This window comes from Emticicia oligotrophica DSM 17448, from assembly GCF_000263195.1.
Classification (GTDB): Bacteria; Bacteroidota; Bacteroidia; order Cytophagales; family Spirosomataceae; genus Emticicia; species Emticicia oligotrophica.
The window spans coordinates 1,002,973-1,016,868 of the sequence record NC_018748.1 but is presented as its reverse complement, the minus strand read 5'-3'; the positions used below and the strand labels follow the sequence as shown (position 1 = coordinate 1,016,868).

The window sequence follows — 13,896 nt, the reverse complement described above, 5'->3', positions numbered from 1 at the left end:
TTTGAGGAGCGTAATAATTATATTTTCAATTGCAGACTAAGGTGTTAGTCATTTAGCTCGTCATAGATTAATAGCTGATTGGCGGTCATTACTTTTTCGCCTGCTTTTAAGCCCGAAGAAATGTAAGAGGTATTGCCTACCTGACGGAAAACTTCCACCTGACGAGTTTCGATATTATTACGGTCTTTGAAAATCATTACGAAGTTTTTGCTTTTATCAAAAATCACCGATTCCGATGGTACAGCTAGCATTTGTTGGCTTTCGGTATAAGATAATTTGATATTGGCACGCATCTCAGGCTTAAGTAAGTAGTTAGCATTATTGAGTTTGATGCGTACTTTCATCGCTTTAGTTTCGGGGTCGATGATATTGAAAATTTTATCAACTTTTCCGTTAAATACTTTGTCTGGGTAACTAAGCGTAGTTACGGCCGCATCAATGCCTAATTTTACTTGGTTGATATCACTTTCGTTGACATTGGCAATGGCCCAAACATCATCAATTTCAGCAATGTCGAAAATATTATCGGTGCGGTCGTTTCGAAGGAGCATATCTTGGTTGATATTTTTTTGAATAACAAAGCCACTCAAAGGTGAGCGGACTTCATAAACGGCTCCTTGTTTGATGTTATAAATATGGTAGGTTTCCTCAATTCGGTGCAATTGTGATTTAGCTTTTTCGAGCTGACTTTTTGCCTCAATTACTTCACGCTCTGCAGTAAGTTTGCCTTCAAAGAGTTCTTGGGCAACTTTCAAGTTGTTTTTTGCCACTAATAGGTCGTTACGTGCATCGTCTAATTCTTTCTCATAACTGGCTACTTCCGTACTACGAATTGTAGCCAAAAGTTGTCCTTTTTTTACATAATCACCTAGTTCAACGAATACTTTAGTCACATTACCACCCACAACTGGATATACTTCAATCATCTTGTTGTTATCGGCTGTAATTTTTCCGTAGAAATTCAGTTCATTACGTAGATTTTGCATCGAAACAACCTCTGTTTTAGTTGTTTGAAGCATTTTTGGACTCAAAACAAAAGTAGTTTGGGTTTCTTGTTTTTTTTCTGGCTTATTGCACGCTAATAAACTGCCAGTGATTATAATTAGTAGGAGTATATTTTTCATTTCTTAAAATAATTTTACGTTAACGATGTGGCTGATGGTTTCACCCGATAAAATAACTTGTTTGCGAAGCTCGATAAGTAGCGAAATACTCTCATTGTAGCTTTCCATGAAATCGGTGAATTCGAGTAAGGATATATTTTGTTTCTGGAAATTTTGAAGTACACCTTTGTAAACCGCTTCAAGGTTTTCAGAATTAGAGGCCGTGATCTGAGCGTATTGAAGGCGGTGTTGTTGCCAAGTTTGGGTAGCGTTGCTCAGTTGACTACGGATTTCATTTATTTTTTGTTCTTGTAGTTTTTTCGATTTTTCAAGTTCAGCTTCGGCAATTTTTATGTTTCCTTTGTTTCGATTCCATAAGTTAATCGGAATGCCAAAGGTAAAGTTTACTTGATTTCCAAAAGCCCCACCGCGTTGGTCATAAGATGCCCCAACTGTAAGGTCTGGTTTAGCAAGTGATTTCTGCCATTTTATCATCAATTCATTACTTTCAATGATTTTCAAGAAACTCAAATAATCAGGGTTTTTCTCCAAAGCTGTATTGAGTAATGACTCAGAAAGAGGCAGTGTTGATGCATTGAAATAGGGGCTAAGAGACTCATCATCAACAACTGGATTGATATTTTCTTGATAATTAGTAAGTATTTTAAGCGTCATCTGCTCCTCGTTGATTTCTTTTTGGGCAGCCAATAAATCATTCTTCAAATTGAATGATAATGATTGTAAACGGACAACATCACGCAATGGCCAATTGCCTCGTTGTGCTTGAAGAGCATAACCTTTGGCAAGCGTATCAATGTTAGAAATTTGGCGAGTGATATTATTGATTTTTTGTTGGTTGAAATAGATGCTATAAAAGCTTTGGTGCACCTCATAGCGAAGATTTCGTAGGAGCTGCTCAAACTGAAATTCAGCAATACCAATGGTAGATTTAGCAAATTCAACTTCGCTTTGTTTTTTCTTTCCTAAATAAATAAGCTGTTGAACTGCGACTGCTTTTTGCCCTTTGGCTCCAATATCAAGCACGCGTTTATTTTGCGGGTTTATGGCGTTAAACTCGCCTGAAGCGACTGGTAATTCCCAAATTTTGGCTTGAATGACACTTGCTTTGGCCATGTCAATATTGTATTGCTCGGCCAACAGTAGTAAGTTTTTTTTAACGAATGCTTCCTCGCATTGTTTGAGACTGAGGTTTTGTTGTGAAAATACCGCTTGAGTATTGGCAAATAGTAAAAGGAAAAAGGTTAGTTTCTTCAACATTACACGTTCTGAATTTTTTGGAGTGCAAAACTCAGACTTGCAAATTAAAAACACCTTTAAGATTAGATTAAAAAAAACTTAATTGGAGAAAATAATCGTAAATATATTGGTGTTTGGTTCTTCGATGCTATACTCAATGCTCGCCGAATGGTAATCGAGAATGCGTTTGGAAAGTCTTAGCCCTAAACCCGAGCCATTAGCTTTATTAGCATTCTGACCACGCATGAATGGTTGAAATAACTTTTCTTGTTCGGTTGTACTAAGGGTATCTCCTTGGTTACTTATCTTGATTTGTAATTGATGTAGGGCAGTTTGTTCGATTGTAATTTGGGCTTGTGGCGTTGTTGAATAAAGACAAGCGTTTTTGAGTAAATTGATAAAAACAATTTCGAGCAATGAACGTACACCATAGACCTCCATGGAAAGTTCGAGAGATTCATGGTCAATGATTTCGAAGTTGAGAAAAAACTGGGGATTAGACTTCTTTATTTGCTCATTAGCCGAAAAAATTACCTCATCAATGCGTATTTTTTCGAAGCGTTTTTGTGCATCTTCTTTGTTGAATTTTGAAAGTAAAAGCAAAGAATTGACCAAATCAGAAAGCTGATGCACATTATCGTTGATGCTTTTAAGTGAAGTAATTGTCTCAGGTGAATGCTCTGGGTTTTGTAGCAAATTTTGTACCTTAAAAGTGATACGTGCCAATGGGGTTCGAATTTCGTGCGAAGCATTCGAAGTAAATTCACGTTGGTTTTGAAAGGCTTTTTCAATACGTGCCAACATGATATTAAATGCTTTAGTTAGAAGATTAATTTCATCGTTGTGTTTGGTTTCTTCCAACTGAATATCTAATTGATTGACTGAAATATTGGTAATTTGTTTTTGGAAATTATCCAATGGTTTAAGTAATCTTTCAATGAAAAAATAGGTTGAAAACCAAACTAAAATTGTTCCTGCTAAAAAGGTAACAACCAACGTAAAAAGCAAAAAATCGAGCTTGTTAATGCCATATTTATCTTCGGCTGAAAGTAAAATGTAGTAGTCTGCCTTTTCAAAATCATAATAAATACCCAAAACATCTTTTTCTCCTTCCGAGCGAAAGAATGATTTCTCACGTTTAAGGTGTTTAAGGTCTTCTACATTCCAGCTAATTGTTGCGTCATCAATACTGCTATAAAGTAACTTGAAGTTTTGGTCAAAAACCAATGTTTTCTCGTTGTAGAGTTTATTGATTGTATTTTGGTCAACGAGTTTAAGTATTTGATTATCAATCTCTTTTACCTCTACCAAGAGTTTAGCGGTTGTCAAGGCTTTCTCTTCCAGCCGTTGCCTGAATTCTTCTCTTCTAAACGAAGAAAATGAATAGAAAATAATAAAAGCCGCCAAGCCGAATAAAATCGAAAAGGCCACGGCAATATTAATAGCAATGCGTCTTTTGAGGGTCATTTAGTCTTCGATTTTTAGGTAATAACCAAATCCTGGACGAGTATGAATGAGTTTTGTTGCGTGATTTCGGTCGATTTTTTTGCGAAGAAAATTGATATAAACCTCAATTGTATTCATATTTGAATCAAAGTGTACATCCCAGATTTGTTCGGCAATGCTTTGTTTCGAGAGTGTTCGTCCTTTGGCTTTAGCCAAAAGTAAAAGCAATTGATATTCTTTGGGTGTGAGGTCAATTAACTCATCTTTTCTACGAACCAGCATTTCGCTCGTGTTTATTTGTAGGTCGTCGATGATTATAATTTTATCCGTTCCTTGTGGCTTATTGCTGCGGCGTAGTAATGAAGTAATTCTTAAAAAAAGTTCTTCAAAATGAAAAGGTTTGACCAAATAATCGTCAGCCCCAAAACCAAAGGCATCTGTTTTATCTTGAATATCACCATAAGCAGTAAGCATAATGATAGGCGTGAGTTTATTGGTCTCACGTACTTGTTTACACACATCAAAACCATTAATTTTCGGTACGTTTATATCTAAAAGATAGATGCCGTAATCTTGTCTTTTAACTTGCCGAAAAAACAATTCCCCATCAAAAACAACATCACATTCGATATCTTTTGATAACAAAAAACTTTGTATTTCTTTTGATAATGTTGGGTCGTCTTCTAAAAGTAGGGCTTTCATAAAGGATAAATTAATTGCGAAGATACTTATTAAATTTAATTTAATAATGTGAGTATTTACTTGTGCATAACCAATTCACGATATGATTTTGGATTTTTATTCGTGTATTTCCTGAATTGTCGGTTGAAATTTGATAAGTTTTTGAAGCCGGATTCGTAGCAAATTTCTAAAACATTGAGGTCGTTTTCCTGTAAAAGTTTACAAGCATATTCAATTCTGATTTCGTTGACAAACTCAACAAAAGTTTTTTGGGTACGTTGTTTAAAGTATCTACAAAAAGCAGCTTCTGAAAACCGAGTTTTATTGGCTATTTCGCTAATATTGATTTCGTTCTTGAAGTTTTTAAGTACATAGTCAAAAATGGTATTCATGCGGTCAGTATCTTTTTGGCTTAAACCCAGCATGCCACTTCCCGACAATAGGCGATATTCTTTGCTTTGAGACATCAACTGTAAAATCTTTATCAAACCCAGCATTCGTTCTATTTTATCGGCTTTTAATAAAGCTTTCATTTGCTTGCTTACAAGTGCTTTAGTTTCGCCCCAAAACTCAATGCCGTATTGAGCCATTTCGAGTAATTTTTTTATTTCGCTCATTTCTTCAATTTCAAAGAAATATTCGCCAAAACAATCAGCCAGAAAATGAATAACAATTGAAGCGGGTTTAGTGACTTGCTTTTGAGTATAAAAGCCATCATCTGCCCGATACCAATGAGGTAAATTTTTGCCTAAAATTGCCAAATCGCCTTCTACGTAATCAGATACGTGATTGCCTACAAATTTTTTACCGAAACCTCCATCACAAAGCACAATCTCAATTTCTTCATGATAATGCCAAGGTGTTTCGAAGTACGGACTTTCAAATCTGTCAATTAGAAAAGATGAACCAAGTGTAAGGGGAAGTTTCTGTAAAAGTGGCTTTTTTAACATATAATCAAAATAGTATCGTAAAATTTTGCTTTTTGAGTGGAATATATGAATATTCAACTGAAAATTTGTATTTTAATAACTAAAAAAAATTAATAAATACTTTATTTGCAAATGCTGAAGGGCAAATCTATCGTAATAATTGGTGGAACAACGGGCTTGGGATTATCAGCTGCAAAGGCTTTTGTACGTGAAGGTGCCAAAGTAATTGTTGTAGGAAGAAACCCCGAAAGTTGTCTTGCGGCTGAAGTACTTTTAGGTGAGAGGGCTCGTACCTTAACCGCCGATGCAACCAAGGAAAATACGGCCAAAAATGCCATTGATTTATGTATAAATGAGTTCGGGAGTTTCGATGGACTTTATCACGTAGCTGGTGGCAGTGGTAGAAAATATGGAGATGGCCCTCTTCATGAATTAACGCTTGAAGGGTGGCGTCAAACTTTTGACCTGAATCTGACAAGTTTGATGTTGTCGAATCAAGCGGCTGTGCAAAAATTTTTGGAGTTGGGAAAGGGTGGAAGCATCTTAAATATGGGTTCAGTTTTGGGCTTTTCACCTTCACCCAAATACTTTGTTACCCATGCCTATGCTGCGGCTAAATCGGCTGTCACAGGATTTACCAAGTCGTTAGCTGCGTACTATGCTGCTCAAAATATTCGAATCAATCTTTTAGCTCCCGCCTTGGTCGAAACACCGATGTCAGAACGAGCCAGCAAAGATGAGAAAATAATGAGCTTCGTCAAAAGTAAACAGCCATTAGATGGGGGCAGAAATGGCCGACCAGAAGACCTTGATGGAGCTGCTGTATTCTTTATGTCGGATGCTTCTAAATTTGCAACTGGCCAAACCCTTTATGTTGATGGAGGATGGGAAGTTTCGGAAGGACAGTATTGAAATGGGCTTAGCTTCGACTTCGCTCAGCTACCGTTTTCGACTTCGCTCAGCTACCGTTTTCGACTTCGCTCAGCTACCGTTTTCGACTTCGCTCAGCTACCGTTTTCGACTTCGCTCAGCTACCGTTTTCGATTTCGCTCAGTTACTGTTTTTGGCTTCTCTCAGCTTCCGTGGGCGGAGTTTAGAAAAATAAATAAATGTGATAGAAATGAAGTCATAGCCTTAATAAGGGTTAAACTTGAAAAATAATGAAAGTAGCAATTGGAATTGACCTTGGTGGTACAAATGTCAAAGGAATATTGATGCAGGAAGATGGAAAAATCTTGAAACAACATTACATTCCCACAAAAGATGATGCTAAAGGTAAATGGCGAGAGAATGTCCTTGAAATGGTCAATTTCTTGAGGAGTTTTCACCAAGAACCCATTGAAATGGTTGGACTTTCGGCTCCAGGTCTTGCCCATGAAGATAATCGGAGTATTGCACATTTACCCAATCGCTTATTTGGTTTAGAAAACTTTGTTTGGGAAGAATATTTTGGAATCAAAACCTATGTTTTGAATGATGCACACGCTGCTCTGATGGCCGAAGCAAAATTTGGCGTTATGCAAGGATACAAAAATGCCGTTTTATTGACACTCGGTACAGGCGTAGGAGGGGGAATCATGATTAATGGGCAGTTACACCAAGGTTTAAGTCAAATGGCGGGGCATTTGGGTCATCTTTCACTCAATGCAACCGATGATGAATTGAGCATTTTGGGTATGCCCGGTAGTTTAGAATATGCTATCGGAAATTGTTCGATTGTTCGCCGCTCGATGGGTCGATTTCAATCAACTCATGAGTTGGTCAATGCTTATCATAAAAACGAACCTTTTGCTACTTGGCTTTGGCTTGATTCAATTAGAAAATTAGCCATTGGGATTGCTTCATTAATTAATGCTCTTTCGCCCGAAATCATTGTATTAGCTGGTGGAATTACAACCGCAGGTAGTGCATTATTTGAGCCTCTACATGCATTTATTGAGCTTTTTGAGTTCAGACCCAAAGGAAAAACAACGCTTATCAAGCAAGCCGAATTTGCTGATTTGTCAGGAGCCATTGGAGCTGCCGCATTTGCCTTCAATCAAGAAAAATAATCATCAACAATTTATAATTTTAATGAGTTATACTGCCGAATATCTGAGAAAATGCCAAGGTTTAATCGAAACTGTGGCTACCCAAGAAGCGAATATCTTGCGGGCTGCCGAAATGTTTTCGAAATCAATTTTGGTCGGAAGAATGGTACACGTTTTTGGAAGTGGACACAGCCGAATTATGGTTGAAGAAATGTGGCCAAGATATGGTTCATTTCCGGGGTTTAATCCAATCGTTGAATTATCGCTTACCTTTCATAATCTAGTGGTTGGAGCTAATGGTCAACGCCAAGCGATGTTTTTAGAGAATGTATCAGGACTCGCCGCACAAATTTTACGAAATTTCGACCTCAACGAGCTAGATACGGCTTTGGTTATTTCTTCATCAGGCTGTAATGTTGTGCCGATAGAAATGGCTGAGATTTTTCAAAGTAAAGGCATAAAAACAGTTGGAATTATATCAAAACTTCATTCAGAAGCCAGTACAAGCAAAAAACAAGATGGTAAAAAACTCCAAGATTTTTGTGACATCGTACTTGATTCTGGAGCTCCAGTGGGCGATGCCATGATATATGTAGATGGTTTAGAAACGCCCGTTTCACCGGGTTCTACTGTTGGCTCGTGTATGCTTATCAATAGCATAAAAGCTGAATTGGCAAACTTGCTCACGCAGGCAGGGCATCCACCAAAAGTGCTTACGGCTGGAGCAGTAATTGGGGCAGAAAAAGCAACCGAAATTTTTCAAGCTGCCTACGATGAACACGCCCATCGAATTTCGAAAATGTACCAAAAAGTAGGTATCGAAAGCTATGTTTCAAAACAATCATAATCAATTATTCATTTCTCATAAAAACTATGCAACCAATTCCTATAAAAACCACCGTAGTTGGCTCTTGGCCTTTTCCGAGTTGGCTTGAGTTTGCCTCCGAAAATTTAGATAAATTTGGCCCTGCTGATATCAATGAGATGATTGAAGATGCGGTTGTGAATGCCATTCATGACCAAGTAACGGCTGGCCTTGATGTGATTACGGATGGCGAACAAACTCGCCTCGATTTTAACTTATCTTTTTATGGTTTTATCAAGGGAATTCAGCCAAATCATGAAGAAACCCGCAAGTTTGGCTCACCTGCACATGACCAACGTGGCAAACATACCATCATTGAGCCACTTACTGCACCAAAAGGCTTGGGTGTGGTTGAGGAATATACAAGACTGAAGCGTTTGGCTCCAGCCGATAAAATTTTAAAGGCATCCATTCCTGGCCCGTACACACTTTCTGGACGTATGGTGGCAGGAGAAATTTATAAAGACCGCTGGGAAATAACCGAAGCTTTATTGCCAATAGTGGCCAAAGAGTTAGAAGATTTAGTAGCTGCAGGTGCTCAAGAAATTTGCATTGATGAACCGTCGATGTCATGTTATGCCTATAAAGAAGACACCAAAAGATTTGTTGATATTTTCAATCGAACGGTGAAAAATATTGTAGGTAAAACCCGAATTGCCACGCATTTATGCTTCGGGAATTACAAGGGGCGTTCGGTTGGAAAGAAAACCATCGCACCTATGTTACCTGATTTTTTAGATTTAAAAGTAGATGAGCTTCATTCTGAAATGACCGTACTAAACTTTGCAGAAGTGCATTTACTAGAGCGTTTTGCCGAAAAAATGGACGTAGCCGTTGGGGTAATTGATGTAAAAAGCTATTACATCGAAACGGTTGAGGATGTCAGAGAACGCATTGAAAAATGTTTGAAATATGTTCCTGCTGAAAAATTAGCTGTCGCTCCCGACTGTGGAATGTCGCAGACTGCTCGTTGGGCAACCAAACAAAAAATAGCTAATATGTGTGCAGCAGCTAAACAAATGAGGTAAAATGAATTTAATTCAACCAAAGCAAAAAGATAATGATTTATTGAACGACATTAAGTCATTCGATGATACCAATGGCTTTAAAGTTTGGTGGTTGGCACAAAGTGGATTTTTAATCAAATGGCAAGGGAAAACGATACTTTTCGACCCATATTTGTCTGATTCACTAAGTAAAAAATATCAGAATACTGATAAACCACATGTGCGTATAAGCGAATTGGTGATTTCGCCCGAAGTTTTAGATTGCATTGATATCGTTACTTCAAGCCATAATCATACTGACCATCTTGATGCCGAAACTTTAATCCCAATTCTTAAGAATAACCCAGCAATTAAATTTATTATTCCCGAAGCCAATAGAGCATTTGTGGCTGATAGAGTTCAGTGTGAATTAGATTTCCCGATTGGATTAAACGATGGTCTTTCTTATGAGTATTTAGGGTTTAAAATCACGGGTATTCCTGCAGCTCATAATGAAGTCGAGCGAAATGAAAGAGGTGAATGTAAATATATGGGCTTTGTGGTACAATTCGGTGGATTTTCGGTCTATCATTCAGGTGATACACTATGGTTTGATGGCTTAGAAGAAATATTGAAGCCTTTTTCTTTAGATATTGCATTCTTACCTATCAATGGTAATAAACCTGAACGTCGGGTTGCTGGAAATCTGAGTGCCGAAGAAGCAGCAAAATTAGGGCTTGAAATTGGGGCAAAATTGGTTATTCCGCACCATTATCACCTTTTTGAGTTTAATACCGAAAATCCACAGGTTTTTGTGGAAGCTTGTTTACATTATCAAACAAAGTATAAAGTCCTTGAAATGGGAGAGGGAATTACTATTGAAATGAGTAACTCATAATTAGTTAAATAAAGAATTTATATAATTGAAAGTAAGCTAAATTTGTTAGGAAGTAATTATTAAGTAAAAATTTGTCAGGAGTTAATCATTAATTAAAAAAACTATTTAATTGATAATATTTGTCACAGAGTTACACAAAGAATAATGTAAAAACTCTGTGGTAAAATGTTGTCAATTTGATGTTTACCATTACTTTAGATTTAGTAAAAATCATCTATTCACTCAAACAACACTCAATAAAACTATGGCAAAAGTATGTATCCTTGGTGGCGGATTTATTGGTCGATTTTATGCCGATTCATTACATGGCCAACGTGGAAGAGACAGAGTTTCAGTAGTTTATGCTCGTAGAGAAGAAACAGCAATTCGTTTTGCAAATGATTATGCTGTGCCGCTTTATTTCACAAATATGGAAGAAGCCATTCAGCACCCAGAAACAGAGGTGGTTGTAATTGCCCTGCCTAATAATTTGCATGAAGAGGCCGTACATCTTTGCGTAAAGCATAAAAAAGCAGTTTTATGCACAAAACCTCTCGGTCGTAATGCCGAAGAGGCTCTAAGAATGACCAAAGCCTGCGAAGAAGCAGGTGTTTTCGCTGGTTACTTAGAAGATTTATGCTATACACCAAAATTCATGAAATCGCTCAATTCTGTAAAAACTGGTGCAATTGGTCGTATTTTATGGGCAAAATCCCGTGAAACCCACCCTGGGCCTCATTCAGATTGGTTCTGGGATATCAACATGGCAGGTGGCGGAGCAATCTTAGATTTGGGTTGCCATTGTATAGAAATTTCAAGAAATTTTATTGGTAAAGATATTAAACCTGTTGAGGTAATGTGTTGGGCTGATACCCAAGTAAAACCAATTGATGCCGAAGATCACGCCATTGGTTTAGTTAAGTACGAAAATGGTTCAATTGGTCAGTTTGAAGTGTCATGGACCTTCAGAGGAGGCATGGATTTGCGTGATGAGGTAATGGGAACCGAAGGCACTATTTGGATAAATTCTTTCTTACGAACAGGTTTTGAAATGTTTACGAGTGGTGCAGGAGAAGGAGGTTATGTTGCTGAAAAAGCTGAAAGTTCAAGTGGTTGGCAATTCCCTGTTGGCGATGAAGCCCATGAGTTAGGCTATACAAATATGTTTACCGATATGTTTAATGCCTTAGAACAAGGCAAAGAGCCCAACGAAACTTTTTACGATGGTTATGTAGTAAATGCTATTATTGATGCCGCTTATAAATCGGCAAGAACAAAGCTTTGGGAACCAGTACAATTACCAGAATGGAGAGGCCGAGTAGGTGTAGAAAAACCGTCTGTTTATAACGAGTATGATGCTGACCATTGGTTTATCAAAGATGAAATTTTACCAAATGGTGATAAAAAAGTAATCTTGAAAAAGAAAACTACGGGTGAAATTATTGAATTAGAAACATGGAGTTAATCTTCTGATTTTTAATTTAAAAATGCTTTAAGGGGGTAAATCTTTCGGATTTACCCCTTTTCTATTAATTTAAATGATAGATATAAGCTTTATTCGAGCCTCTCTTACAATTTTTAATCACATATTTAGCTATATTTGTTTGCTAAATGCAACCAAATTTTATTTGGCAGCGTCTTTCTGATACTGAAGCGTTAGAAACGAATCATCAATGAGAAAATTATATATATATATGTTTTTTGTTGGGCTTATCCTGTGGAGCTGCGATAGCGTCACGGATTTACAGCCACAGCAAAACGTCGATGAGTTAGTTCCCAAAGCAGCAATCAATGCCATAAAGACAAACTATCCAGAAGCAACCAAAGTACGTTTCACTACTATTGAAAAAAATAGGGTTTTTCAATCTGATTTTGATTTGAAACTCGAACGAATGTCGGCCATTGTCAATAATGTTGGCGTAATTTCTGAAATGTACAAGCAAAGTGGACAGGTTGGGTTGCCAGATATAGTCAAAAATTATATTGCGACTAATTTCGTGGGTGCGGTTTATTTAGATGTTTGTCAGCAAATAAATAAATCGGGACAAGTTGAAGGCTATAAAGTTCGAATCAAATTGAGTAGTGCCGACGAACTCACGCTCATTTTTGATGCAACAGGAACACTCATTCTCTCTGTTACCGACGATAGAGATGCTAAGCCAGCTGGGCAAAAGCCACCCAAAATGTATTTCATTGAAAAAAATGAATTACCACAAGTTATACTTGATTATCTAAGTACTAAATACGGAAGCGATTATAAATGTATCAAAGCGGCCGTTGTCATGCTTGATGATGTAAAGAGCTACTCGGTTGTTATAAGTAAAGATTATACAACGTATGATTTTTTATTTGATGATAAAGGTAATGTTTTAAAGTCTTCTTCTTTTGGAATTAATGGACCACCAATTGGTAGGATAGAAGATAAACCTCTTTCTTTTAATGAAATTCCATCTAAAATAAAGGCATATCTTGATAAAGAATTCAAGGGCTGGAAATTTGATAGAGGACTTATCTTCTTGAATAATGGAGAAATTCAAACGTATAATATTTTAATTATTTATGGCGATAAGCGATATTCATTGCAGTTTGATAACGAACAAAAATTTGTCAAAAAGGAGCAGTTAGTTGGTGGTTTTAATGATGATTTTGAGGTTAAAAATATTCAACCAAAAGATTTACCAGCCCCTATTATCACTTTCCTTACAAATAAGTACCCTAATTTCAAGTACATTAATACGGCACTTATTAATGAGAAAAATAAAAAAGCTTATTGGGTAATTATTTTAAGTAATAATATTACCTATGATTACACCTTCGATGATAAAGGTAATGTGCTAAATATGAAGGAGATAATCCTGAAATTACCTGAGCCACTGTTAAGTCAGATGCCGTTGGAGGCAAAGGATATTCCTAGTAAAGCAAAAGAATATCTCGATGCGAATTTTAAAGGGTGGAATTTTCAAAAAGGATTTATTGCCTACGTTGAAAACAAACTTTTTGGTTATATGATAGCAATAAAAGTCGGGAATGACTATTATTATATAAATTTTGATGCTAATGCTAATTTTATTTCTGCCCGACGGGGTTGAGAAAAAAAGCACCATCATAACTAACCTTTTAATTGAATCTATAAACACAGCAACCCTTTTCGGATGCGAAATGAAGTTGAATTAGTTCTTGGTTGTCAGCGTAATGACCCTAGAGCCCAAGCTGCCTTTTATAACCTCTATAAAGGTCGTCTTTTGGGTGTGTGTCGTCGCTATGCCCGAACAGTAATGGAAGCCGAAGATATTTTTCAAGAGGCATTTATAAAGATTTTTAATAAAATCAACGATTTGCAAAAACCAGAGTCGGTTGAATATTGGGTGAAATCATTAGTAGTTCGTACGGCTATTGACCATTATCGTCAAAATTCAAATGAGCGGCAATTCGTTGATTATGAGGTAATTGAAAATCAAAGTGATGCCGATATTAGCGTTATATCTCAGCTTAGCCACGAAGAAATTGTAGCTGTGATTAATCAGTTGCCCGATGGCTACCGTATGGTAGTGAATATGTACTTGATTGATGGGTATGAACACAACGAAATCGCAAAAATCTTGCAAATTTCGGAAGGTACATCCAAATCTCAGCTCTCACGTGCAAAGGTACACTTACGTAAAACTTTGCAAGAAATGGGTGTGATGCTTTAGATAATTAAAGATATAAATTGGCGGCAAGCC

Annotated in this window: 14 protein-coding genes; 9 read left to right on the top strand and 5 right to left on the bottom strand. The window is 37.0% G+C overall.

Translation table 11 applies throughout. The features are described 5' to 3' along the window. Positions 1–44: 44 nt before the first annotated feature. The 5 genes from EMTOL_RS04375 to EMTOL_RS04355 all read right to left on the bottom strand — a co-directional run bounded on the left by EMTOL_RS04375 (position 45) and on the right by EMTOL_RS04355 (position 5,437). Positions 45–1,124 (bottom strand): efflux RND transporter periplasmic adaptor subunit, encoded by a 1,080-nt coding sequence (locus tag EMTOL_RS04375; RefSeq protein ID WP_015028059.1) that lies wholly within the window; start codon positions 1,122–1,124, stop codon positions 45–47. 3 nt (positions 1,125–1,127) lie between these two features. Then, positions 1,128–2,381 carry a TolC family protein gene (locus EMTOL_RS04370; RefSeq protein ID WP_015028058.1) on the bottom strand — a complete coding sequence of 418 codons (1,254 nt, stop codon included), beginning with the start codon at positions 2,379–2,381 and terminating at the stop codon, positions 1,128–1,130. Positions 2,382–2,459: 78 nt separating this feature from the next. Beyond that, a complete protein-coding gene (locus EMTOL_RS04365) occupies positions 2,460–3,827 on the bottom strand; it encodes a sensor histidine kinase (RefSeq protein WP_015028057.1) in 1,368 nt (455 codons plus the stop codon). Next, on the bottom strand, positions 3,828–4,508 hold the full coding sequence (locus EMTOL_RS04360; RefSeq protein ID WP_015028056.1) for a response regulator transcription factor: 681 nt from the start codon (positions 4,506–4,508) through the stop codon (positions 3,828–3,830). Between the two features lie 56 nt (positions 4,509–4,564). Next, positions 4,565–5,437, bottom strand: coding sequence for an AraC family transcriptional regulator (locus EMTOL_RS04355; RefSeq protein ID WP_041693412.1), 873 nt, complete (start codon positions 5,435–5,437; stop codon positions 4,565–4,567). 111 nt (positions 5,438–5,548) lie between these two features. On the opposite strand from EMTOL_RS04355, the gene EMTOL_RS04350 reads away from it, so the two are divergent. From EMTOL_RS04350 to EMTOL_RS04315, 9 genes are all read left to right on the top strand, one after another. After that, positions 5,549–6,328 (top strand): SDR family NAD(P)-dependent oxidoreductase, encoded by a 780-nt coding sequence (locus tag EMTOL_RS04350; RefSeq protein ID WP_015028054.1) that lies wholly within the window; start codon positions 5,549–5,551, stop codon positions 6,326–6,328. Continuing rightward, complete coding sequence (locus tag EMTOL_RS22345) at positions 6,294–6,521, top strand: hypothetical protein (protein WP_305953303.1); 228 nt, start codon at positions 6,294–6,296, stop codon at positions 6,519–6,521. The genes EMTOL_RS04350 and EMTOL_RS22345 overlap by 35 nt, the downstream gene beginning before the upstream one ends. Positions 6,522–6,576: 55 nt before the next feature. Further along, positions 6,577–7,467 (top strand): ROK family protein, encoded by an 891-nt coding sequence (locus EMTOL_RS04345; protein ID WP_015028053.1) that lies wholly within the window; start codon positions 6,577–6,579, stop codon positions 7,465–7,467. Between the two features lie 22 nt (positions 7,468–7,489). Beyond that, positions 7,490–8,293 (top strand): sugar isomerase domain-containing protein, encoded by an 804-nt coding sequence (locus EMTOL_RS04340; RefSeq protein ID WP_015028052.1) that lies wholly within the window; start codon positions 7,490–7,492, stop codon positions 8,291–8,293. A 26-nt stretch (positions 8,294–8,319) separates the two neighbouring features. Next, positions 8,320–9,339 carry a methionine synthase gene (locus EMTOL_RS04335; protein WP_015028051.1) on the top strand — a complete coding sequence of 340 codons (1,020 nt, stop codon included), beginning with the start codon at positions 8,320–8,322 and terminating at the stop codon, positions 9,337–9,339. A gap of 1 nt (position 9,340) precedes the next feature. Then, positions 9,341–10,195, top strand: a complete 855-nt coding sequence (locus EMTOL_RS04330) for an MBL fold metallo-hydrolase (protein WP_015028050.1) — start codon at positions 9,341–9,343, stop codon at positions 10,193–10,195. A gap of 244 nt (positions 10,196–10,439) precedes the next feature. Beyond that, on the top strand, positions 10,440–11,639 hold the full coding sequence (locus EMTOL_RS04325) for a Gfo/Idh/MocA family protein (protein ID WP_015028049.1): 1,200 nt from the start codon (positions 10,440–10,442) through the stop codon (positions 11,637–11,639). A gap of 208 nt (positions 11,640–11,847) precedes the next feature. Continuing rightward, positions 11,848–13,263: a PepSY-like domain-containing protein gene (locus EMTOL_RS04320; RefSeq protein WP_015028048.1), complete on the top strand. Its 1,416-nt coding sequence runs from the start codon at positions 11,848–11,850 to the stop codon at positions 13,261–13,263. Between the two features lie 63 nt (positions 13,264–13,326). Then, complete coding sequence (locus EMTOL_RS04315; protein WP_015028047.1) at positions 13,327–13,866, top strand: RNA polymerase sigma factor; 540 nt, start codon at positions 13,327–13,329, stop codon at positions 13,864–13,866. Positions 13,867–13,896: the final 30 nt, after the last annotated feature.

Bases quoted from the DNA above. Each gene is read 5' to 3' on its own strand.
- EMTOL_RS04375 (WP_015028059.1), bottom strand. From the start codon at position 1,124: ATGAAAAATATACTCCTACTAATTATAATCACTGGCAGTTTATTAGCG.
- EMTOL_RS04370 (WP_015028058.1), bottom strand. From the start codon at position 2,381: ATGTTGAAGAAACTAACCTTTTTCCTTTTACTATTTGCCAATACTCAA.
- EMTOL_RS04365 (WP_015028057.1), bottom strand. From the start codon at position 3,827: ATGACCCTCAAAAGACGCATTGCTATTAATATTGCCGTGGCCTTTTCG.
- EMTOL_RS04360 (WP_015028056.1), bottom strand. From the start codon at position 4,508: ATGAAAGCCCTACTTTTAGAAGACGACCCAACATTATCAAAAGAAATA.
- EMTOL_RS04355 (WP_041693412.1), bottom strand. From the start codon at position 5,437: ATGTTAAAAAAGCCACTTTTACAGAAACTTCCCCTTACACTTGGTTCA.
- EMTOL_RS04350 (WP_015028054.1), top strand. From the start codon at position 5,549: ATGCTGAAGGGCAAATCTATCGTAATAATTGGTGGAACAACGGGCTTG.
- EMTOL_RS22345 (WP_305953303.1), top strand. From the start codon at position 6,294: ATGGAGGATGGGAAGTTTCGGAAGGACAGTATTGAAATGGGCTTAGCT.
- EMTOL_RS04345 (WP_015028053.1), top strand. From the start codon at position 6,577: ATGAAAGTAGCAATTGGAATTGACCTTGGTGGTACAAATGTCAAAGGA.
- EMTOL_RS04340 (WP_015028052.1), top strand. From the start codon at position 7,490: ATGAGTTATACTGCCGAATATCTGAGAAAATGCCAAGGTTTAATCGAA.
- EMTOL_RS04335 (WP_015028051.1), top strand. From the start codon at position 8,320: ATGCAACCAATTCCTATAAAAACCACCGTAGTTGGCTCTTGGCCTTTT.
- EMTOL_RS04330 (WP_015028050.1), top strand. From the start codon at position 9,341: ATGAATTTAATTCAACCAAAGCAAAAAGATAATGATTTATTGAACGAC.
- EMTOL_RS04325 (WP_015028049.1), top strand. From the start codon at position 10,440: ATGGCAAAAGTATGTATCCTTGGTGGCGGATTTATTGGTCGATTTTAT.
- EMTOL_RS04320 (WP_015028048.1), top strand. From the start codon at position 11,848: ATGAGAAAATTATATATATATATGTTTTTTGTTGGGCTTATCCTGTGG.
- EMTOL_RS04315 (WP_015028047.1), top strand. From the start codon at position 13,327: ATGCGAAATGAAGTTGAATTAGTTCTTGGTTGTCAGCGTAATGACCCT.